The sequence below is a fragment of the Sinorhizobium sojae CCBAU 05684 genome, assembly GCF_002288525.1.
GTDB classification, from domain to species: Bacteria; Pseudomonadota; Alphaproteobacteria; order Rhizobiales; family Rhizobiaceae; genus Sinorhizobium; species Sinorhizobium sojae.
Genome location: NZ_CP023067.1, coordinates 1250659 through 1271515 on the forward strand (window position 1 = coordinate 1250659; position 20857 = coordinate 1271515).

Annotated in this window: 19 protein-coding genes; 15 read left to right on the forward strand and 4 right to left on the reverse strand. The window is 62.6% G+C overall.

The window, feature by feature from the left end:
* The first annotated feature begins 33 nt into the window (after positions 1–33).
* Positions 34–483 (forward strand): type II toxin-antitoxin system RatA family toxin, encoded by a 450-nt coding sequence (locus SJ05684_RS06215; RefSeq protein ID WP_034854698.1) that lies wholly within the window; start codon positions 34–36, stop codon positions 481–483.
* Here the strand turns inward: SJ05684_RS06215 and SJ05684_RS06220 are convergent.
* Together SJ05684_RS06220 and SJ05684_RS06225 are read right to left on the reverse strand one after the other, a co-directional pair.
* Positions 471–968: a CinA family protein gene (locus tag SJ05684_RS06220; RefSeq protein WP_034854697.1), complete on the reverse strand. Its 498-nt coding sequence runs from the start codon at positions 966–968 to the stop codon at positions 471–473. The genes SJ05684_RS06215 and SJ05684_RS06220 overlap by 13 nt on opposite strands.
* Positions 968–2182 carry a bifunctional 2-C-methyl-D-erythritol 4-phosphate cytidylyltransferase/2-C-methyl-D-erythritol 2,4-cyclodiphosphate synthase gene (locus tag SJ05684_RS06225; protein ID WP_034854696.1) on the reverse strand — a complete coding sequence of 405 codons (1215 nt, stop codon included), beginning with the start codon at positions 2180–2182 and terminating at the stop codon, positions 968–970. The genes SJ05684_RS06220 and SJ05684_RS06225 overlap by 1 nt, the downstream gene beginning before the upstream one ends.
* A gap of 145 nt (positions 2183–2327) precedes the next feature.
* On the opposite strand from SJ05684_RS06225, the gene dusB reads away from it, so the two are divergent.
* The 9 genes from dusB to hflX all read left to right on the forward strand — a co-directional run bounded on the left by dusB (position 2328) and on the right by hflX (position 13986).
* Positions 2328–3356, forward strand: coding sequence for a tRNA dihydrouridine synthase DusB (gene dusB / locus SJ05684_RS06230; protein ID WP_034854695.1), 1029 nt, complete (start codon positions 2328–2330; stop codon positions 3354–3356).
* A complete protein-coding gene (locus SJ05684_RS06235) occupies positions 3353–4507 on the forward strand; it encodes a two-component system sensor histidine kinase NtrB (RefSeq protein WP_034854694.1) in 1155 nt (384 codons plus the stop codon). The genes dusB and SJ05684_RS06235 overlap by 4 nt, the downstream gene beginning before the upstream one ends.
* On the forward strand, positions 4504–5958 hold the full coding sequence (gene ntrC / locus SJ05684_RS06240; protein ID WP_034854693.1) for a nitrogen regulation protein NR(I): 1455 nt from the start codon (positions 4504–4506) through the stop codon (positions 5956–5958). The genes SJ05684_RS06235 and ntrC overlap by 4 nt, the downstream gene beginning before the upstream one ends.
* A 192-nt stretch (positions 5959–6150) precedes the next feature.
* Positions 6151–8421 (forward strand): sensor histidine kinase NtrY-like, encoded by a 2271-nt coding sequence (locus tag SJ05684_RS06245; protein WP_034854692.1) that lies wholly within the window; start codon positions 6151–6153, stop codon positions 8419–8421.
* Positions 8411–9775 carry a two-component system response regulator NtrX gene (gene ntrX / locus SJ05684_RS06250; protein ID WP_034854691.1) on the forward strand — a complete coding sequence of 455 codons (1365 nt, stop codon included), beginning with the start codon at positions 8411–8413 and terminating at the stop codon, positions 9773–9775. Before SJ05684_RS06245 ends, ntrX begins: the two co-directional genes overlap by 11 nt.
* 206 nt (positions 9776–9981) lie before the next feature.
* Positions 9982–11358, forward strand: coding sequence for a Trk system potassium transporter TrkA (gene trkA / locus SJ05684_RS06255; protein WP_034854690.1), 1377 nt, complete (start codon positions 9982–9984; stop codon positions 11356–11358).
* Between the two features lie 8 nt (positions 11359–11366).
* Positions 11367–12230 carry a D-amino-acid transaminase gene (locus SJ05684_RS06260; protein ID WP_034854689.1) on the forward strand — a complete coding sequence of 288 codons (864 nt, stop codon included), beginning with the start codon at positions 11367–11369 and terminating at the stop codon, positions 12228–12230.
* Between the two features lie 109 nt (positions 12231–12339).
* The gene (hfq, locus tag SJ05684_RS06265; protein WP_003535434.1) at positions 12340–12582 is read left to right on the forward strand and encodes an RNA chaperone Hfq; all 243 of its coding nucleotides are present in this window, start codon (positions 12340–12342) and stop codon (positions 12580–12582) included.
* Between the two features lie 78 nt (positions 12583–12660).
* Positions 12661–13986, forward strand: coding sequence for a GTPase HflX (gene hflX, locus SJ05684_RS06270; RefSeq protein ID WP_034854688.1), 1326 nt, complete (start codon positions 12661–12663; stop codon positions 13984–13986).
* A gap of 159 nt (positions 13987–14145) precedes the next feature.
* On the opposite strand, the gene mazG is transcribed toward hflX, so the two are convergent.
* Positions 14146–14979 carry a nucleoside triphosphate pyrophosphohydrolase gene (gene mazG, locus SJ05684_RS06275; protein ID WP_034854687.1) on the reverse strand — a complete coding sequence of 278 codons (834 nt, stop codon included), beginning with the start codon at positions 14977–14979 and terminating at the stop codon, positions 14146–14148.
* A 4-nt stretch (positions 14980–14983) separates the two neighbouring features.
* The gene (locus SJ05684_RS06280) at positions 14984–15571 is read right to left on the reverse strand and encodes a deaminase (protein ID WP_034854686.1); all 588 of its coding nucleotides are present in this window, start codon (positions 15569–15571) and stop codon (positions 14984–14986) included.
* Positions 15572–15784: 213 nt separating this feature from the next.
* Between SJ05684_RS06280 and cysG the strand changes: the two genes are divergently transcribed.
* From cysG to SJ05684_RS06305, 5 genes are all read left to right on the forward strand, one after another.
* Positions 15785–17230: a siroheme synthase CysG gene (gene cysG / locus SJ05684_RS06285; RefSeq protein WP_034854685.1), complete on the forward strand. Its 1446-nt coding sequence runs from the start codon at positions 15785–15787 to the stop codon at positions 17228–17230.
* Positions 17231–17240: 10 nt separating this feature from the next.
* The gene (locus SJ05684_RS06290; RefSeq protein ID WP_034854684.1) at positions 17241–17558 is read left to right on the forward strand and encodes a DUF2849 domain-containing protein; all 318 of its coding nucleotides are present in this window, start codon (positions 17241–17243) and stop codon (positions 17556–17558) included.
* Positions 17559–17572: 14 nt separating this feature from the next.
* Positions 17573–19246 (forward strand): nitrite/sulfite reductase, encoded by a 1674-nt coding sequence (locus SJ05684_RS06295; RefSeq protein WP_034854683.1) that lies wholly within the window; start codon positions 17573–17575, stop codon positions 19244–19246.
* 27 nt (positions 19247–19273) lie between these two features.
* Positions 19274–19771 carry a DUF934 domain-containing protein gene (locus SJ05684_RS06300; RefSeq protein ID WP_034854682.1) on the forward strand — a complete coding sequence of 166 codons (498 nt, stop codon included), beginning with the start codon at positions 19274–19276 and terminating at the stop codon, positions 19769–19771.
* A 145-nt stretch (positions 19772–19916) separates the two neighbouring features.
* Entirely contained in the window at positions 19917–20729 is an 813-nt protein-coding gene (locus tag SJ05684_RS06305) for a ferredoxin--NADP reductase (RefSeq protein WP_034854681.1), read from the forward strand.
* The last annotated feature ends 128 nt before the right edge of the window (positions 20730–20857 follow it).

The window sequence follows — 20857 nt, forward strand, 5'->3', positions numbered from 1 at the left end:
ATCTTCCCTGCGCGCGCGCTTAACTCAAAATTCATGCCACATTTCGAAACCAACCATGTCGTGAACCATTCGGCCGAACAAATGTTCGACCTCGTCGCCGACGTCGAGCGCTACCCGGAATTCCTGCCTCTCTGCGAGGGCTTGAGTGTGCGTTCGCGCAAGGAGCGCGACGGCAGGGTGCTGATGCTGGCGGACATGACGGTCGGCTACAAGGCGATCCGCGAGACCTTCACCACGCAGGTCCTGCTCAACAGGGCGGAGCGGATGATCGACGTCAAATATATCGAGGGGCCATTCAAGTACCTCGACAATGTCTGGCGCTTCGAGCCGGTGAGCGACAGCCAGTCCATCGTGCATTTCTACATCGAATACGAATTCAAGAGCCGCATTCTGGGCGCGCTTATGGGGTCGATGTTCGACCGCGCCTTCGGCATGTTCTCCCAGGCGTTCGAAGACCGGGCCGACGTGATCTACGGCTCCTGAGCGATTGCCTGCAGGAGGTCCAGCGCGGTGATGACCGTAGCCAGCCGCACGGCGTCGCGGCCGATGTCGCCATACCGCATTTCCCGGTGAAGAAGGTGGCCCGTTCGCGTCGCCGCCGCGAGGTGAACGAGCCCGACTGGCTTCTCGGCCGAGCCGCCGCTCGGGCCGGCAATGCCCGTAACCGCCACTGCCAGGTCCGCCCGCGAGTGCGTGAGGGCGCCCTTCGCCATCTCAACGGCGGTTTCGCGCGAGACGGCGCCATGAGCCAAGAGCGTTGCGGCGGCGACTCCGACGATCTCGACTTTCGCCTCATTGGAATAGGTGACGAAGCCGCGGTCGAAGACGGAGGAAGAGCCCGCGATTTCCGTCAGTGCTGCGGCAATGAGCCCGCCGGTGCAGGACTCTGCCGTTGCGACTTTCAGACCGCGACCGGTGAACTCGGCGATGATCGCGCGCGCCTTCTCCTCGAGCTCGGCCGGCCACATCAGTTCTTCTTCCCGCGATGATAGACGACCGTCGCGGTCGCGATCGCGGCAATGCCTTCCTTGCGGCCGACGAAGCCGAGATTCTCGTTCGTCGTCGCCTTGATCGAGCAGCGATCGAGATCTATGTCGAGCATCGCGGCGAGATTTTCGCGCATCTGTTGGCGATGGGGACCGACCTTCGGCGCTTCGGCGATCAGCGAAATGTCGGCATTGGTGATCGTGCCGCCGTGTTCGCGCACGATCTTTGCCGCATGTTCAAGGAAGATGCGGGAAGGGGCGCCCTTCCATTGCGGGTCGGATGGCGGGAAATGGTCGCCGATGTCGCCGGCGCCGCAGGTGGCAAGCAGCGCATCGGTCAAGGCGTGCAGCGCGACGTCGGCGTCGGAATGGCCGGAGAGCTTGCGCTCATGCGGAATGAAAACACCGCAAAGCGTGACGCCGTCGCCCTCGACGAGCTGATGGACGTCATAGCCGTTGCCGGTGCGCACGTCGGGAACAGCGTGGCGGCTCAATCTCTCATCGGCCATCGATATGTCCCTCTTGAGGGTAAGCTTGACGTTATCGGCCGCCCCCTCGACCAGAAGGACGGGAAGCCCCGCCCATTCGGCGATGGATGCGTCATCGGTAAAATCGCTACGGCCGCTCGCGCTCGCGCGGCGGTGCGCGGCCAGGATCGCCTCCAGGCGGAAGCATTGCGGCGTCTGCGCGGCATAAAGACCGGCCCGCGGGACCGTCTCCTCGACAAGGCGGCCCTCCGTCGTGCGTTTCAGCGTATCGGCAACGGCGATTGCCGGCAGCACGGCCTCCGCTCCGCTCCCCAGCGCCTCGCGGCAACGGCCGAGCAGTGCGTGGTCGATGAACGGGCGCACGGCGTCGTGGATCATGACGTACGGCGCACCGGTTCCGGAAAGTGCCTCAAGCCCCGCAAGGACGGAGAGCTGGCGGGTTGCACCGCCGTGCACGACCGATAGATCGGCCCGGCCCGACATGCACATCCGGGCGGCCGCAAACAGAGCCTCGTCGTCCGGATGGATGACGACGACGATGGGCCCTGCGCCCGGCCATGTCGCGAAAATGTCAAGTGTATGGGCGATAACCGGCCGGTCACCGATGGTTCGGTATTGCTTCGGGCCTTCTGCCGATTGGCCCGCGCGCTCACCGCGGCCGGCCGCGACGATGACGACGCCACAGGAGAACTGTTCTTCCGGTTGCATCTTGTGTATGGGTCCCGTTCGCCAATCTTCGCCGTGATGTACCGCGAAGGTCCTTTCTATGCCAGCCATCGGAGGAATTTTGTCGAGCGTGTGGAAATCGCTTGGCAAGCCGATGAAGTATGGCTAAAAATAGTGCAAGATTTGAATGTGCCCGAAAGATATGCATTTGCCCCCCTCGGCCCTCTCTTCGTCGCTCCGGATCGGTAAAGTCGAAATCCGCAACCGGGTGGCGCTCGCGCCGATGTCCGGGGTCACCGATCTCCCCTTTCGCATGCTCGCCTGGCGGTTCGGCGCGGGGTTTGTTGTGACGGAAATGGTGGCAAGCCGCGAGCTCGTCTGCAATGCGGCCGAATCCTGGGCGCGCCTGAAGAATTCCGGCATCGATCCGCACATCGTTCAGCTTGCCGGGCGTGAGGCGCAGTGGATGGCCGAGGCGGCGCGCATCGTCGAGGCCAATGGGGCGGATATCGTCGACATCAACATGGGCTGCCCAGCGAAGAAGGTGACCGGGGGCTATTCCGGTTCGGCATTGATGCGAGACCCGGAGCACGCCCTGTCGCTGATCGAAGCGACGGTCAAGGCGGTCGACGTGCCGGTCACGGTCAAGATGCGGCTCGGTTGGGACGAGAATTCGATCAATGCGCCGCTGATTGCCCGCAGGGCCGCGGAGGCGGGCGTGCAGGCGATCACCATCCACGGCCGCACACGCATGCAATTCTACAACGGCAAGGCCGACTGGGATGCGATCCGTGCGGTTCGCGATGTCGTTTCCGTGCCGCTGATCGCCAATGGAGATGTCGAGACAATTGCCGACGCCCGCGAGATCCTTCGCCGCTCGGGTGCCGATGCGGTAATGGTCGGCAGATCGGCTCAGGGGCGGCCGTGGCATCCGGCGCTGCTGGCCGGTGTCGCCGCGCATCCCGATGCGGCGGGGGTCGCGGAGATATTCGCCGAGCACTATTCCATGATGCTCGATTTCTATGGGGCCGAAGTGGGGCTCCGCGCTGCCCGCAAGCACGTGGGCTGGTATCTCGATCGTTTCGCGCCAGCTCTTTCGGTCGAGGAGAAGGCGGCAATTCTGACGTCCAATGACGCGAAACTGGTGCGCGAGCGAGTGGCAAGCGCGATCGCTTGCTGCGGCGCGGAGACGGGCAGGGAGGGAATGGCGGCATGAGCGAAAAGGCAAGAGTGCCGGAGCCCGCAGAGGGCGCAAACGATCTCCCTATGGCGGTGCTGAACGCGATACAGAACCCGGTGATCCTGGTCGACGAGAACGGCCATGTCGCCTTTGCGAACTGGGAGGCTGAATCGTTCTTCGGCGCGAGCGCCAACCATCTCGCCCGCCATACGATCGATGCGTTCATCCCCTTCGGCAGTCCGCTGTTGACCCTGATAGAGCAGGTGCGCGAAAGGCGCGCGCCGGTGAACGAGTACCGGGTCGACCTGAGCTCGCCGCGGCTGGGCGCCGACAAGCTCGTCGATCTTTATGTCGCGCCGGTACTTTCGCAGTCGGGATCGGTAGTGATCGTCTTCCAGGAACGGTCGATGGCCGACAAGATCGACCGGCAGCTCACCCATCGCGCAGCCGCGCGCTCGGTCACGGGGCTTGCCTCGATGCTGGCCCATGAGATCAAGAACCCGCTCTCCGGGATCAGGGGTGCGGCGCAACTTCTCGAAACATCGGTCACGGACGAGGACCGAGCCCTGACGCGGCTGATTTGCGACGAGACGGATCGCATCGTGTCTCTCGTCGATCGCATGGAGGTGTTCTCAGATGAGCGCCCGATTGATCGCGTGCCGCTCAACATTCATTCGGTCCTCGACCACGTGAAGGCAATCGCCAAGGCCGGCTTCGCCCGCGGGATAAGGATATCCGAAAACTATGATCCGTCGCTGCCGCCGGTCTTTGCCAATCGCGACCAGCTCGTCCAGGTCTTCCTCAACCTCGTGAAGAATGCCGCAGAGGCGATCGGCGACCGGCCGGACGGCGAGATCCTGCTGACGACCGCCTATCGCCCGGGCATTCGGCTTTCCGTGGCCGGGACGCGGGAGAAGATCTCCTTGCCGCTCGAATTCTGCGTGCACGACAACGGACCAGGTGTGCCCACCGATCTCCTGCCGCATCTTTTCGACCCCTTCATCACGACCAAGACGAATGGGTCCGGCCTTGGGCTGGCGCTCGTCGCCAAGATCATCGGCGGCCATGGCGGCATCGTCGAATGCGACAGCCAGCACAGCCGCACGACTTTCCGCGTTCTGATGCCGGCATCCAAAGGGCAGGCGGCGGATGACGTAACTGCGATGACAAAGGGAACCAATGCATGACCGGCGCAACGATCCTCGTCGCGGATGACGACGCTGCCATTCGCACCGTGCTCAACCAGGCCCTGAGCCGTGCCGGATATGATGTGCGCATCACTTCCAATGCGGCGACCCTCTGGCGCTGGATCGCCGCCGGCGACGGTGATCTTGTGGTCACCGATGTGGTGATGCCGGACGAGAATGCCTTCGACCTTCTGCCGCGGATCAAGAAGGCGCGCCCGGACCTTCCCGTCCTGGTCATGAGCGCGCAGAACACGTTCATGACCGCCATCAAAGCGTCGGAGAAGGGGGCCTATGACTATCTTCCGAAGCCCTTCGACCTGACCGAGTTGATCGGTATCATTGGCCGGGCACTGGCGGAGCCGAAGCGCCGACCCTCGAAGCTGGACGATGATTCACAGGACGGCATGCCGCTCGTCGGACGTTCCGCCGCCATGCAGGAAATCTACCGCGTGCTCGCGCGGTTGATGCAGACCGACCTGACGTTGATGATCACCGGCGAGTCGGGCACTGGCAAGGAGCTTGTCGCTCGCGCATTGCACGACTACGGCAAGCGCCGGAACGGGCCCTTCGTGGCCATCAACATGGCGGCAATTCCGCGCGACCTGATCGAGTCGGAACTGTTCGGTCACGAAAAAGGTGCCTTCACCGGCGCCCAGACGCGCTCGACCGGCCGGTTCGAACAAGCGGAAGGCGGAACGCTCTTCTTGGATGAGATCGGCGACATGCCCATGGATGCGCAGACGCGTCTCCTGCGCGTGCTGCAACAGGGCGAATACACGACCGTCGGCGGCCGCACGCCGATCCGCTCGGACGTTCGCATCGTCGCCGCGACCAACAAGGACCTGAAGCAGTCGATCAATCAGGGCCTCTTCCGCGAGGACCTCTACTATCGACTCAACGTCGTTCCGCTGCGTCTGCCACCATTGAGAGATCGCGCCGAGGATATTCCGGATCTCGTGCGCCACTTCGTACAGCAGGCCGAAAAGGAAGGTCTCGATGCCAAGCGCTTCGACCAGGAGGCGCTGGAACTGATGAAGGCGCATCCGTGGCCGGGCAATGTGCGCGAACTCGAGAACCTGGTGCGTCGCCTGACGGCACTTTATCCACAAGATGTGATCACCCGGGAAATCATCGAAAACGAACTGCGATCGGAGGTGCCCGACAGCCCGATCGACAAGGCCGCCAGCCGCAACGGCTCGCTGTCGATCTCCCAGGCGGTCGAGGAAAACATGCGGCAGTATTTTGCCAGCTTTGGCGACGCGTTGCCGCCGTCCGGGCTTTATGAACGCGTTCTTGCGGAAATGGAGTATCCCTTGATCCTCGCGGCCCTGACCGCGACCAGGGGCAACCAGATCAAGGCCGCTGACCTGCTGGGCCTCAACCGGAATACGCTACGCAAGAAGATCCGGGAGCTGGGCGTTTCGGTCTATCGCAGCTCGCGCAGCGCTTGACTGCCATGCAACACCGTTGCATTTTCGCCACAATAGTTGTTTGAACGTCCTCCACGCGTCGAGTCGCCGGCAGGTCTGCCGTTGAAACGACGCATTGGCGCCATACCGGCCACCGAGGTGCGTTCAGTTCTTGGTCCGGAATGCAGGCGCGTGCCGGTGCCATAGGGCGCCGGTTTGGGGGAAGCTTTTTTCATGGTGGACGGGATGGCCTTGCCAATGGGCCCGGAGGACAGTGTCACGGCCCAGGATCGGCGGGCATCCTTCGCGCTGCCCGGGCTGATGCTTGCGACCGGTGCGCTGGTCTGCGCCACCTTGTCGCTGCTCGTCCTTCTGGGGCTCACCCCCGTTCGCCCGGAGCGGAACATCGTCATCGCCTGCGCCGGCATCAATGGCGTTTTCGTCATCGGCCTGATCTATCTGATCGCCCGCGAGATCATGAGGTTGCTGCGGGCGCGCAGCAAGGGCAGGGCCGCGGCGCGGCTGCACGTGCGCATCGTCGCGCTGTTTTCGATCGTGGCGATCACGCCGGCAATCCTTGTGGCAATCTTCGCCAGCATCACCCTCGACGTCGGCCTCGATCGCTGGTTCTCGCTGCGTACGCAGGCGATCGTCCGCTCGTCCTTGAACGTGGCGCAGGCCTATGTCCTGGAGAATGCCAGCTATCTCCAGGGGCAGACGGTGTCGATGGCCAACGACCTCGAGCGCAACCGGCAGCTCTACAGCCTCGACCGCACCGGCTTCGTCGAGTTGATGACGCGGCAGGCGAGGGGGCGCGGCATGCTTGGCGCATTTCTCGTCCGCGCAGATGGCAGCCCCATCCTCCAGGCCAATATCTCGACCGACCGGCCGCTGCCGTCCATTCCTCAGGACGCTCTGCAAAGGACTGTCGCCGGTCAGCCGACGCTCATTCCGCCGGGGGTGACCAACCTGGTCGGAGCCGTCATCCCGCTCGACAACATACCCGGCACCTATCTCTACACTGTCCGCAACGTCGATCCGGAAGTCATGCGCTCTATGCGGCTGATGGAGGAGAACACCGCCGAATACAAGGCGCTGGAGGCGGGTCGGACCTCGTTGCAGATCGCTTTCGGCGTACTTTACATCGGTTTCGCGCTGATCGTGCTGCTTGCCGCGATCTGGACGGCGATCGCGGTCGCCGACCGCATCGTGCGGCCGATCCGCCAATTGATCGGCGCGGCCGACAGCGTCGCCTCCGGCAATCTCAACGTCGTCGTGCCGGTGCGCGCCGTCGACGGGGACGTCGGCAATCTGTCGCGCACTTTCAACAAGATGGTGAGCGAGATTCGCACGCAGCAGGAGCAGATCCTGGAGGCGAAGGACGAGGTCGACCAGCGCCGCCGCTTCATTGAGGCAGTGCTTTCGGGCGTCACCGCGGCGGTCATCGGCGTCGGCAAGGATCACCGCATCACCATCGCCAATCCTTCCTCCGAAGGCGTTTTGAGGAACGGCGCGCCAGGCCTGATCGGTGCGAGCCTCAGCGAGGTGGCGCCGGAGATCGAAGCCGTGCTGATCGAGGCCGAGAGCCGCTATCGCAACGAATATCGCAAGCAAATCAACATCATCCGCAGCGGCACGGAGCGCACGCTGAACGTACAGGTGACGCGCGAGGAGGGCGACGGATCCCACGGCTCCTATGTCATCACCATCGATGACATCACGGATCTGATGATAGCGCAGCGCTCCACCGCCTGGGCGGACGTCGCCCGGCGCATCGCCCATGAGATCAAGAACCCGCTGACGCCGATTCAGCTTTCGGCCGAGCGGCTGAAGCGCCGCTACGGCAGGCAGATCGACCAGGAGGACAAGGCGGTCTTCGACCAATGCACCGATACGATCGTGCGCCAGGTGGAGGACATCGGCCGCATGGTCGACGAATTTTCGGCCTTTGCGCGGATGCCGAAACCGACGAAGGAGAAATCCGATCTGCGCGCCATCCTCAAGGACGCCGTGTTCCTGCGTGAAATGGGCAACAGCCACATCACCTTCATTCGCGACTTCGGCGATGACCCGCTCGAAGGCCAGTTCGACGGCCGGATGCTCGGTCAGGCCTTCGGCAATATCGTCAAGAATGCGGTGGAAGCGATCGAGACGGTGCCGGCCGAGGCGGTCCGCGGCGAGCCGAGGATCATGGTCCGCTCCCGCCGCGACGATGCGAGCGGCCGCTACGTGATCGACATCATCGACAACGGCAAGGGACTTCCGACCGAAAACCGGCACCGAATTCTGGAGCCGTATATGACGATGCGCGAGAAGGGCACCGGGCTTGGTCTGGCGATCGTCAAGAAAATCATCGAGGACCATGGCGGACAACTGGAGTTGCATGACGCACCGCCCGATTTCGAAGGTGGCGTCGGGGCAATGATCCGCGTGAGCCTTCCACCCGCGGGGGAAAGCGGGGGCGGCGATACTTCCAAAGACAAGGGCAATACCAATGGCGGCTGATATTCTGGTTGTGGACGATGAGGAAGACATCCGTGAGATCGTCTCCGGCATTCTGTCGGACGAAGGCCATGAGACGCGGACGGCTTTCGACAGCGACAGTGCGCTTGCGGCGATCAACGACCGGGTGCCGCGACTCGTTTTCCTGGACATCTGGATGCAGGGCAGCCGGCTCGATGGGTTGGCACTTCTCGACGAGATCAAGGGCCGCCATCCGGATCTGCCGGTGGTAATGATTTCCGGCCATGGCAACATCGAAACCGCTGTTTCGGCGATCAAACGTGGCGCCTATGACTTCATCGAGAAGCCCTTCAAGGCGGACCGCCTGATTCTGATTGCGGAGCGTGCGCTCGAGAATTCCAAGCTCAAGCGCGAAGTTTCCGAACTGAAGAAGCGGTCCGGCGATCCGGTGGAGCTGATCGGCACCTCGGTGGCGGTTTCCCAATTGCGCCAGACGATCGAAAAGGTGGCGCCCACCAACAGCCGCATCATGATCCTTGGGCCCTCCGGCTCAGGCAAGGAACTGGTGGCGCGGATGATCCACCGCAAGTCGACGCGTGCCGGCGGGCCCTTCGTGGCGCTGAATGCCGGCGCGATCACGCCGGACAGGATGGAGACCGCCCTCTTCGGCACGGAAGGGACGGCCGGTCAGCCGCGCCGGACCGGTGCTCTCGAGGAGGCGCATGGCGGCATTCTCTATCTGGACGAAATCGGCGAGATGCCACGGGAGACGCAGAACAAGATCCTGCGCGTCCTCGTCGATCAGCAGTTCGAGCGGGTCGGCGGCTCCAAGCGCGTCAAGGTGGACGTGCGCATCATTTCATCCACCGCCTATAATCTCGAGAACATGATCGCCGAGGGCCTTTTCCGCGAGGATCTGTACCACCGCCTTGCCGTCATTCCTGTGCGCGTTCCGGCGCTGGCCGAGCGTCGCGAGGACATACCGTTCCTAGTCGACATGTTCATGCGCCAGGTGAGCGAGCAAGCCGGTATCCGGCCGCGCAAGATCGGCGAAGATGCGCTTGCCGTACTGCAGGCGCATGATTGGCCGGGCAATATCCGGCAATTGCGAAACAATATCGAGCGTCTGATGATCCTCGCCCGCAGCGACGGACCGGAGACGCCGATCACGGCAGACATGCTGCCGAACGAAGTGGGCGATACGCTTCCGAAGATTTCCGCCCAGGGCGATCAGCACATCATGACCCTGCCGTTGCGCGAGGCTCGCGAAATGTTCGAGCGCGATTACCTGATTGCCCAGATCAATCGATTCGGCGGAAACATCTCGCGCACCGCCGAGTTTGTCGGCATGGAGCGCTCGGCGTTGCACCGCAAGCTGAAGTCCCTGGGCGTCTGATCCCGAAGTAGAACGGAGTAGCACCGTTCCCTCGTGCGGTAGGTGCTAAGGGGGCATTCTTGCGCGCGCTGCAGCGCCGCGCGTCTGTGAACGCGCAAAGATCGCTGTAGCACTTTGAATTGCTGCATGTCTTTATCCTTAAACCGAGGTCGATTAAGGGAGACATGCAGTAGGGCTCGCGGCCGATCCCGGATGAAGGAACAAGGATGAAGGTAATCATTTGCGGGGCAGGGCAGGTCGGCTTCGGCATCGCCGAGCGACTCTCGCAGGAAGACAACGACGTCTCGGTGATCGATACGTCGGCCGAGCTCATCGCCCATATCACCGAAACGCTCGACGTGCGCGGCTATGTCGGGCATGGCGCGCATCCGGACGTGCTGGCGCGGGCCGGTGCCGACCAGGCGGACATGATCATTGCCGTGACGCTCTACGACGAGGTGAATATCGTCGCCTGCGAAGTGGCGCATGCGATCTTCAACGTGCCGACGAAGGTTGCCCGCATCCGCGCCCAGAGCTATCTCGCGCCGGAGTATTCGGATCTCTTTTCGCGCGAAAACGTGCCGATCGACGTCTCGATTTCGCCGGAGATCGAAGTCGGGCGTCTCGTCTTGCGCCGCATCTCTTTTCCCGGCGCGACCGATGTGGTGCGCTTTGCCGAGGATCGCATCGCGATGATCGCGATCGAATGCATGGAGGATTGTCCGGTCGTCGACACGCCGTTGCAGCAATTGAGCCAGCTTTTCCCGGACCTCATGGCGACCGTCACCGGCATCTTCCGAGACGGCGAGCTGATCATTCCGCATTCGTCCGAGCAATTGCAGACCGGCGATCTCGCCTATGTCATTTGTGACCGCGACCACACCCGCCGCACGCTTGCGCTTTTCGGCCATGAGGAGCAGGAGGCGCGGCGGATCGTCATCCTCGGCGGCGGCAATATCGGCTATTTCGTTGCCCGCACGATCGAGGAGCAGCAACCGCGCATGAGGGTCAAGCTCATCGAGAGTGACCGCAACCGCGCCGTGCTCATTGCCGATAAGCTGAACAACACGGTTGTCCTGCAAGGCTCGGCGATGGACCAGCGAATCCTGACGCAGGCGGATGTCCAGGATGCCGATCTCGTGGTGGCGCTCACCAATAGCGACCAGATCAACATTCTCGGCAGCATGATGGCGAAGCGCCTCGGGGCGAAGTCCACCCTCGTGCTGATCAACGAGCCGGCCTATCAGGGTTTCTCCACCGCGGCCGGCGTCGACGCCTATATCAATCCGCGTGCGGTGACGATCTCCCGCGTCTTGCAGCATGTGCGCAAGGGCCGCATCCGCTCGGTATATGCCGTGCAAAACGGCATGGCGGAGGTGATCGAGGCGGAGGCGCTGGAGACCTCGCCGCTCGTCGGCAGAGCCCTGCGCGAGCTTGAATTGCCGGACGGCATCCGCATCGGCGCGCTCTATCGCGACAAGATGTTCATACGGCCGGACGGAAGCACGCGGATCAAGGCGAAGGATCGTGTCGTCCTGCTTGCTGCGGCAAGCGCGGTGCGCGACGTCGAGCAGCTTTTCCGCGTGAGCATTCAGTATTTCTGAGGTCGCCCATGCCGAGAATTGCCTATGTCAATGGAGCCTATGTGCGCCACAGCGAGGCGACGGTCCATGTGGAGGATCGCGGCTATCAGTTCGCTGATGGCGTCTACGAGGTCTGCGAGGTGCGGCATGGCTTCATCGTCGATCTTGGCCGCCATCTGGATCGGCTGGACCGGTCGTTGAATGAGCTCCGCATTGCCTCGCCGATGAGCCGGGCGGCTCTGGTGCAGGTCCTTCGCGAGGTGCTGCGCCGGAACCGGGTGCGCAATGGGCTCTTTTATCTGCAGGTGACGCGGGGTGTCGCACGCAGGGACCACGTCTTTCCGGCAAAGGACACGCCGCCATCGATCGTCGTTACCGCCAAGCGGACGGATGCCGCCGCCATTGCCCGAAAGAATGCCGAGGGCATCTCCGCGATCACGGTGCCGGAAAACCGGTGGGACCGGGTCGACATCAAGACAGTAGGCCTCCTTCCCAATGTGCTTGCGCGTCAGCGGGCGAAGGAGCAGGGCGCGCAGGAGGCGATCTTTGTCGATGCCGACGGCACGGTCAAAGAGGGCGCGGCAACGAATGTTTGGATCGTCGACGGCGACGGTATCCTCCGCACCCGACCGTCAGAACACGGAATCCTGCGCGGAATTACCCGGACCACCCTGCTGGACGTTGCGAGGATACTAGGTCTGAAGCTCGAAGAGCGGGCATTCTCGGTCGAGGAAATGTTCGCGGCGCGCGAAGTCTTCATCACCGCCGCTACGAGCATTTGCTTTCCTGTGGTCACGATCGATGGGACCAGCATCGGCAATGGCCGCCCGGGAAATATAGCACGGAATATACGTGACGCTTTTTTCGCCGTTGCGGAAAAGACATTGATTTGATACCAAACCTGATGAGGTGTCGGGGAAGAGTACTGTGACGCCTCGAATCGCAGAAATTTGACAAAAAATGCACCGGTCTCAGGCCGGCAAATAAGAAAGAAGCGGCGCGATGGCGGAACGTTCTCAGAACCTGCAGGATCTTTTTCTCAATACGGTCCGCAAGCAAAAGATTTCACTGACGATTTTCCTTATCAATGGCGTGAAGCTGACGGGCGTTGTGACGTCTTTTGACAATTTCTGCGTTCTCTTGCGCCGCGACGGTCATTCTCAGCTCGTCTACAAGCACGCAATCTCGACGATCATGCCCGGCCAGCCGCTGCAGATGTTCGAGAATGAGGAAGCCGCATCCTGACGGGGCGTAAGGAACATTACCAAGCGTGAGTCCAAATCGTCGTCGATCATCCCGGAGCAGGAAAAGCGCCGCGATGACATGCGCGCGGTCGTCGTCGTTCCCGTCCTGAAGAAATCGGGAAAAGGTGCGGGCGAAGCGCCGTCGATCACGACGACCCGTTCCGATGAAAGCCGTTTGGAGGAAGCAACAGGGCTTGCGCTTGCGATCGATCTCAAGGTCGTCCACGGCACCATCGTTCCCGTCGCCCAGCCGAAACCCGGCACGCTGCTCGGCAGCGGCAAGATTGAGGAAATCGGCCATTTCCTGAACGACAAGGATGCGGGTCTCGTCATCGTCGATCACCCGTTGACGCCGGTGCAGCAGCGCAACCTGGAAAAGGAGTGGAACGCCAAGGTCATAGACCGCACGGGACTTATCCTCGAGATCTTCGGACGACGCGCCTCCACCAAGGAGGGAACGCTCCAGGTCGATCTTGCCCATCTCAACTATCAGAAGGGTCGCCTCGTCCGAAGCTGGACCCACCTGGAGCGCCAGCGCGGCGGTGCGGGCTTCATGGGCGGCCCAGGTGAAACCCAGATCGAGGCGGACCGCCGCCTGCTGCAGGAAAGAATCGTGCGTCTCGAACGCGAGCTGGAGCAGGTGCGGCGCACGCGCCAGCTTCACCGTTCCAAGCGCAAGAAGGTGCCGCATCCGATCGTGGCGCTGGTCGGCTACACGAATGCCGGCAAGTCGACGCTTTTCAACCGGATGACAGGGGCGGGAGTTCTTGCCGAAGACATGCTTTTCGCGACGCTCGACCCGACGCTCCGGCGGCTGAAGCTGCCGCGCGGGCGCATGGTCATTCTGTCGGACACCGTCGGTTTTATCTCCGATCTGCCGACGCACCTTGTCGCGGCCTTCCGCGCGACGCTGGAGGAAGTGCTCGAAGCCGACCTCATCCTGCATGTGCGTGATCTCTCCGACCCGGACAATCAGGCGCAGTCGAGCGATGTGCTGCGCATCCTTGCCGATCTCGGCATCGATGAGAAGGAGAGGGCCGAACGCATCGTCGAGGTCTGGAACAAGATCGACAAGCTCGATCCTGAGATGCGCGAGGCGCTGGTGAAAAAGGCGGCGAGCACGGGCAACACCGTCGCCGTATCCGCGATCACCGGCGAGGGGGTGGATGAACTGCTTGCCGAAATCGGCCGGCGCCTTTCCGGCGTCATGACCGAATGCACTGTCGCGCTCGGCCTCGACCAATTGCAAATGCTGCCCTGGATTTACGAGCACACCATCGTCGACGGCCGGGAGGACCTCGAAGATGGGCGCGTCAGTCTGGACCTGCGCCTGACGGAAGGCGAGGCGGCCGAACTTGAAAGAAAGCTCGGCAACGGACCGAAACAGGTCGACGAGGACTGGTAACTCCGACGGATATTGTGCGCCGTGGCAAAGCGCGTCGCGCGAAGTGATGCCGCAACATCACAAGCGTGGCGCTACGCGGCAGCGGCAGGCAAGACCCTTTGGAACAGGCAAAAGCTACCGCCGTTGATGGGTATAACTTGGTGACCGAGCGGCATGCCGTTACGTCAACTGTCGCTCGATCGCCTTCGCCGCCTGCCAGAGTTCCTCCATGCGCTCGAGTGATGCGGCATCGAGCGATTCTCCGACCGCCTCCAACTCCCGCTCGATATGGCCGAAGCGGCGCCGGAACTTGGTATTGGTGCCGCGCAGCGCCATTTCCGGATCGGTCCCGACATGGCGGCCGATGTTGACCAGGGCGAAGATGAGGTCGCCCAGTTCGTCCGCGACCTTCCCCCGGTCGCCGGCGTGAAGCGCTTGCCGCAGTTCGGCAACCTCCTCTTCGATCTTGTCGAGAATTGGCTCGGGCTCAGACCAGTCGAAGCCGACTTTGGCGGCGCGTTCCTGCAGCTTCAGGGCTTCGACCAACGCCGGGAAGCTGCGCTGGATCGACCCGAGATGACCGCTCCCTGCCTCCTCAGGCAGGCCGCGCCCTAGACGACGCCTCTGCCGGTCGGTCTTCTCCGCCTGCTTGATCTCCTCCCACTGCAGTTTGACCGCCTCGGGCGTATTGGCGCCGGAGCGGGCAAAGACATGCGGGTGGCGGCGGATCATCTTGCGGGTGACGGCTTCGACGACGTCGCCGAAGGCGAACTCGCCGGCCTCCTCCGCCATGCGCGCGTGGAAAACGACCTGGAGAAGCAGGTCTCCGAGCTCATCGCAGAGATCGTCCATGTCGTGGCGCTCTATCGCATCCGCAACCTCGTAGGCTTCCTCGATCGTATAGGGTTTGATCGTCTCGAAAGTCTGCACGATGTCCCATGGGCAGCCGGTCTCCGGGTGGCGGAGAGCGGCCATGATGTCGAGCAGAGTTTGAATGTCGCGGGAAGGTTCCATCGGATCAGTTCAGCGGTAGGTCGTTGTTGTCCTTGCCCGCCTGGTAGGTTTCGGACAGGCGGTTGTAATGGGCGCGGATGCGGGCGTCCTGTGCGTCGAGCCGCTTCCTTGTGTCCGGATCGGAATCCTGCGCCAACTCGCTTGTAGAGGCCGAGGACCAAAAGGCATTCTTGCGGGCATAGCCGCCCGGCTCGAGCCGGAAAACCTCCTTCAAGATCTTCAGGTCGTGCGGAATGGCAAAGGCATCGCGCGAATCCTCATGGCTGAAGAAGTAGTAGAAGTTGTCGAAGCCGGACCAGGTGATGGCCGAGAGGCACATGGAGCACGGCTCGTGCGTCGACAGGAATATCAAGTCGCGCGTGTCGGGCTTCTCCGTCATCTCGTAGAAGCGCTTGAGGGTGTGCACCTCACCGTGCCACAGCGGGTTTTCGGTCTCGTTGTTGGTCTCCGCCACGACGAGCGAGAGGTCGGATTTACGCAGGATCGCGGCGCCGAACACCTTGTTGCCGGCCGCGACGCCCTTTTCGGTGAGCGGCAATATGTCCATCTCGATGACCGTCAGCAAGCGCTCGGCCAGTTCATGTCGCTTCACGGCTGCGTTCTCCCGTGTCACCCGCCGGCATTTAACTGAGGTCGAGGCCGTGGCGCAATGGCAGCCGGGGCTGCCGGAGATATTTGCTCAAAAAGATTGGCTGTCGAGCAAAACAATACGTGCCCGCAAAGCCATAGAAATTTCTGTTTCTTCAATTGTCGGCGCCTATGAGGGATATTCGCCGCAGCCTGTAGAAGGAGCCGTCCTCTCGTTATGTCGCAGCAACTGTCCGTATTTCCGGCATTCTTTCGCGTCGCGCAGAAGCGCGTGGCGGTGTTCGGCAACGGCGACGAGGCCTTCGCGAAAGTGCGGTTGCTGCTGAATACAGAGGCGCAGATCGTTGTCTATGCGAATCATCCGGAGCCGGCCTTCGGGAGTTTCCTGTACGAGAAGGGCATAGAGACCGTTGGCGAGTCGTTTTCCGCCCATCAGGTGGAAGGCGCAGCGCTCGTCTTTGCCGCGACCGGTGATGCCGCTGCCGACCGGGTGATCGTGACAGCTGCGCGGCAGCAGAGAATTCCGGCAAATGCCGTGGATCAGCCGGACTATTGCGACTTCCTGACGCCCGCCCTCGTCAACCGTGCTCCGGTCGCCGTTGCGATCGGCACCGAAGGGGCCGGGCCGGTTCTGGCGCAGATGATCCGCGCTCAGATCGACCAATTGCTGTCTCCGTCGCTCGGGCTTGTCGCGTCTCTGGCGTCGACCTATCGCGAAGCGGTCGATCGCCTCGTGCCGCGCGGCGTCGCGCGCCGGGTGTTCTGGCGGCGCTTCTTTTCGGGGCCTGTCTCCGATCACGTGGCTGCCGGCGATCTTGCTTCCGCCAGTCGCGAGGCCGCGCGCCTGTTGAATGCGGCCGGAGATGTGCCTGGCCATGTCTGGCTGGTCGGCGCCGGTCCCGGTGCGGAGGATCTGCTGACGCTGAGAGCGCAGCGCGTCATGATGGAAGCGGACGCCATCGTATACGATGCGCTGGTTCCCCAGGCGATCGTCGACATGGGGCGCCGCGACGCCGAGCGGCTGTCCGTCGGCAAGCGCAAGGGTTGCCACACCAAATCGCAGGATGAAATCAATCATCTGCTGGTGAAGCTCGCCGGCGATGGCAAGCGCGTGGTCCGGCTGAAATCCGGCGATCCGCTGATCTTCGGCCGCGCCGGGGAAGAGATGGCCGCCTTGCGCGAGGCGGGCATCAGCTACGAGATCGTGCCGGGTATCACCGCCGCCTTTGCCGCTGCGGCGGATTTCGAGTTGCCGCTGACGCTGCGCGGGGTCGCATCCTCGCTGGTCTTCACTACGGGGCACGACCTTGCCGGCGACGTTCTGCCTGACTGGGCGCGGCTTGCTGTTTCCGGCGCGACGATTGCCGTCTATATGGGACGCACGGTGGCCGCTTCGGTGGCGGGCCGGCTGATGAAGGCGGGGCTTGCTCCGGAGACGACGGTGGCGGTGATCGAGAACGCCAGCCGCGCCGAGCGCCGGCTGTTGCACGGAACCCTGAGAGATCTTCCGGGTCTCGAGGACCGTACGGAGCTTGACGGCCCGGTGATGGTGATCATCGGCGACGCCGTCGCCGGCGCCAACTTCGCACGCTCGGAGCCCCTGGTTGCCGGCAGGCGCCAGGCTTTCGATGCGGCGAAGCGCGCAGAACAGATTGGGAATTGAGGACGACGCGATGGTAAACAAGGTTTTGACGGCGAATCGCTTGGGCGACGGCATATCCGTCTGGCTCGACGCTTCCGGCAATTGGGTTGAGTCGCTTCAGGACGCTTTCATCGCCCGCCATGCGGAGGCCGTCGCCGCGCTTGAGGCAACCGGCAAGCGTTCCTTCGATGCGAATGAGGTCGTCGACGTCAATGTCGTCGATGTCGAGGAGGTCGACGGCGTGCTCCGCCCGCTGCGCATGCGGGAGCGCATCCGCGCCGAGGGACCGTCGATTGCGTATGCGCCCGGATATAACGGGCTCGCCGGCCCCAAGATTGTTGCTGCCTGAGGACTCGATCATCCATGTATCGCTACGATGAATTTGACCACGCCTTCGTTTCCGCACGCGTCGAGCAGTTCCGGGACCAGGTCCAGCGGCGGCTTTCCGGCGAACTCGCCGAAGATGCCTTCAAGCCGCTGCGGCTGATGAACGGCGTCTACCTGCAGCTGCACGCCTATATGCTGCGTGTCGCCATCCCCTACGGCACGCTGTCGAGCCGGCAGATGCGCATGCTCGCCCATATTGCCCGGAAATACGACCGCGGTTACGGGCATTTCACCACGCGCCAGAACATCCAGTACAACTGGCCGCGGCTCTCCGACACGCCCGACATTCTGGCGGAACTTGCAAGCGTCGAAATGCATGCGCTGCAGACCTCCGGCAACTGCATTCGCAACGTCACGGCGGATCATTTCGCCGGTGCCGCGGCCGACGAGGTGGCCGATCCGCGGCCCTACGCCGAAATCCTCCGGCAATGGTCGAGCGTCCATCCGGAGTTCTCCTTCCTGCCGCGCAAGTTCAAGATCGCCGTTACCGGTGCCGAGCGCGATCGCGCCGCGATCCAGGTGCATGACATCGGCCTGCATCTGAAGAAGGACGAGAATGGCAGGCTCGGCTTTGCCGTCTATGTCGGCGGCGGGCAGGGCCGTACCCCGATGATCGCCAAGAAGATCCGCGACTTCCTGCCGGAAGAGGATCTTCTCTCCTACACGACGGCGATCATGCGCGTTTACAACCTCCATGGCCGTCGCGACAACAAGTACAAGGCCCGCATCAAGATCTTGGTACACGAGACGGGTGCGGAGGAACTGGCACGCCAGGTCGAAGCCGAATTCGCCAGCCTCAAGGATACCGAACTTAGACTTCCCGACGCCGACATACAGGCGATCGCCGCCTATTTCGCGCCTCCAGCGTTGCCGGAAAGGCAGGAAGGCTGGGGAAATCTTGCCCGGTGGAAGAAGGCCGATCCGGCCTTCGATCAATGGGTGAGCCAGAACGTTCAGCCGCACAAGCACCCCGACTACGGCATGGTGACGATCTCGCTGAAGCCGATCGGAGGCATTCCCGGCGACGCGACCGACGCGCAGATGGAGGTGGTTGCCGATATCGCCGAAGAATACGCCTTCGACGAGATCCGTGTCAGCCACGAACAGAACCTGATCCTGCCGCATGTGGCGCTCGCCGACCTGGAATCAGTCTACCGCGCGCTCGTCGCCGCCGGGCTTGCAACGGCCAATGCCGGGCTGATCACCGACATCATCGCCTGTCCGGGCCTTGACTACTGCGCGCTCGCCAATGCGCGTTCGATCCCCGTCGCGCAAGAGATCTCGAGCCGTTTCGGCGCGCCCGAGCGGCAGGCCGAGATCGGCGAACTCAAGATCAAGATCTCCGGCTGCATCAACGCCTGCGGCCATCACCATGTCGGCCATATCGGCCTCCTGGGTGTCGAGAAGAAGGGCGCGGAACTCTACCAGATCACACTCGGTGGGTCCGGAGACGAGAACACGTCTATCGGCGAGATCATCGGTCGCGGCTTTGAGCCGGAGAAGGTGACGGACGCGGTCGAGACGATCGTCGACACCTATCTCGGCCTGCGCCGGGACGAGTCCGAAACCTTCCTGGAAGCCTATCGCCGCGTCGGGCCGCAGCCGTTCAAGGATGCCCTCTACGGCGGGGGCGCCCAGGAAGCCGCGTGACGGAAACCGCTGAACAGGAATAAGACGATGACGAAAATCTGGAAAGAAAGCGGTTTTGTGAACGATGATCCCTGGGTCATCGAGACCGAGTTGACAAAGGCGGGCTCGAACGAAAAGGCGATCGTCGGCCTCGATGCATTCCTGCAGCAGGCCGCGACCGGCGCCTCGGGACTGGGCGTGTTGATTTCGCCCGCTGATGACGTGACCCGCCTGGCGCCGCATCTCGACCGTATCGCGCTTGTCGCTGTCTCCTTTCCGGCCTTCAACGACGGCCGCGCCTTCAGCCATGCCTCGTTGCTGCGGACGCGGCTTGGCTATGCGGGTGAAATCCGCGCCGTCGGCGACGTGCTGATCGACCAGATCCCGCTGATGCTGCGCTGTGGCATCGAGAGCTTCGCGGTGAGCAATGCGACGGCCCTCAAGCGGCTCGCGGAAGGGCGGCTGCCGGGTATCTCCAATCACTATCAGCCGACGGCAAAGCCTACTGCAAATGCCAATTCCTATAGCTGGCGACGGGTCTCCTGAAAAAAAGAGCCCGCGACGGTATGAAGCAAGGCGAAATCCTCTAAAGCGACCTATATTTGGAAGGGAATTGCTTTCAATCGGCCGAGCCTTGGAATATCCGCTTGTACTTGATAGAAAGCGTCACCATTACAGGACTGAAGCCATCATGAATGCTCCGGCAAAAAAGGAAGATTTCGCGGTCCAGGCACCGGCGGGTGTGTTCGTCGAAACGGTTACGAGCGTCGAACACTATACGGACCGGCTCTTCCGCTTCCGTATGACGCGCCCGCAGGAGTTTCGCTTCCGCTCCGGTGAGTTTGCGATGATCGGCCTCATGGTCGGTGACAAGCCCATCTATCGTGCCTACTCCGTTGCCAGCCCGGCATGGGACGAAGAACTCGAATTCTTCTCGATCAAGGTGCCGGATGGTCCGCTGACCTCGCACCTGCAGGAGATCAAGCCCGGCGACCATGTGCTGATGCGCAAGAAGCCGACGGGCACGCTGGTGCTCGACGCCCTCGTGCCCGGGCGCCGGCTCTACATGTTCTCGACTGGCACAGGTATTGCTCCCTTCGCGAGCCTCATCCGCGACCCGGAAACCTACGAGAAGTTCGAGGAGGTCATCCTCACGCATACCTGCCGCGACGTGGCGGAACTGAAATACGGTTTCGACCTGGTCGAGGAAATCCGCAATCACGAATTCCTGAGCGAAATCGCCGGCGACAAGCTGCGCCACTATGCGACGGTGACGCGCGAGGACTACCCGTTCAAGGGCCGCATCACCGACCTCATGATCAACGGCAAGTTCTTTGCCGATCTCGGCCTTCCGCCGCTCGATCCGGCAATCGACCGCGGCATGATCTGCGGCTCCACGGCCATGCTGAAGGACACCAAGGAAATCCTCGAGGCAGCCGGCCTGACGGAAGGTGCCAACAACAAGCCGGCCGAATTCGTCATTGAACGTGCCTTCGTCGGCTGACCGGCGAGAGACAGCGTGCAATCAGGGACGAGAGGCGCATCCGACAATGCGCCTCTTTTGTCTTATGGGCTCGGCACGGGCGCACTGTCGCGGGTCGAGTGCGGTGATGCACGACCGCGTGAGGTGAC

Bases quoted from the DNA above. Each gene is read 5' to 3' on its own strand.
- ntrX (WP_034854691.1), top strand. From the start codon at position 8,411: ATGGCGGCTGATATTCTGGTTGTGGACGATGAGGAAGACATCCGTGAG.
- dusB (WP_034854695.1), top strand. From the start codon at position 2,328: ATGTGCCCGAAAGATATGCATTTGCCCCCCTCGGCCCTCTCTTCGTCG.
- SJ05684_RS06220 (WP_034854697.1), bottom strand. From the start codon at position 968: ATGTGGCCGGCCGAGCTCGAGGAGAAGGCGCGCGCGATCATCGCCGAG.
- trkA (WP_034854690.1), top strand. From the start codon at position 9,982: ATGAAGGTAATCATTTGCGGGGCAGGGCAGGTCGGCTTCGGCATCGCC.
- SJ05684_RS06225 (WP_034854696.1), bottom strand. From the start codon at position 2,182: ATGCAACCGGAAGAACAGTTCTCCTGTGGCGTCGTCATCGTCGCGGCC.
- hflX (WP_034854688.1), top strand. From the start codon at position 12,661: ATGCGCGCGGTCGTCGTCGTTCCCGTCCTGAAGAAATCGGGAAAAGGT.
- SJ05684_RS06295 (WP_034854683.1), top strand. From the start codon at position 17,573: ATGTATCGCTACGATGAATTTGACCACGCCTTCGTTTCCGCACGCGTC.
- cysG (WP_034854685.1), top strand. From the start codon at position 15,785: ATGTCGCAGCAACTGTCCGTATTTCCGGCATTCTTTCGCGTCGCGCAG.
- SJ05684_RS06300 (WP_034854682.1), top strand. From the start codon at position 19,274: ATGACGAAAATCTGGAAAGAAAGCGGTTTTGTGAACGATGATCCCTGG.
- ntrC (WP_034854693.1), top strand. From the start codon at position 4,504: ATGACCGGCGCAACGATCCTCGTCGCGGATGACGACGCTGCCATTCGC.
- hfq (WP_003535434.1), top strand. From the start codon at position 12,340: ATGGCGGAACGTTCTCAGAACCTGCAGGATCTTTTTCTCAATACGGTC.
- SJ05684_RS06245 (WP_034854692.1), top strand. From the start codon at position 6,151: ATGGTGGACGGGATGGCCTTGCCAATGGGCCCGGAGGACAGTGTCACG.
- SJ05684_RS06215 (WP_034854698.1), top strand. From the start codon at position 34: ATGCCACATTTCGAAACCAACCATGTCGTGAACCATTCGGCCGAACAA.
- SJ05684_RS06305 (WP_034854681.1), top strand. From the start codon at position 19,917: ATGAATGCTCCGGCAAAAAAGGAAGATTTCGCGGTCCAGGCACCGGCG.
- SJ05684_RS06290 (WP_034854684.1), top strand. From the start codon at position 17,241: ATGGTAAACAAGGTTTTGACGGCGAATCGCTTGGGCGACGGCATATCC.
- mazG (WP_034854687.1), bottom strand. From the start codon at position 14,979: ATGGAACCTTCCCGCGACATTCAAACTCTGCTCGACATCATGGCCGCT.
- SJ05684_RS06260 (WP_034854689.1), top strand. From the start codon at position 11,367: ATGCCGAGAATTGCCTATGTCAATGGAGCCTATGTGCGCCACAGCGAG.
- SJ05684_RS06235 (WP_034854694.1), top strand. From the start codon at position 3,353: ATGAGCGAAAAGGCAAGAGTGCCGGAGCCCGCAGAGGGCGCAAACGAT.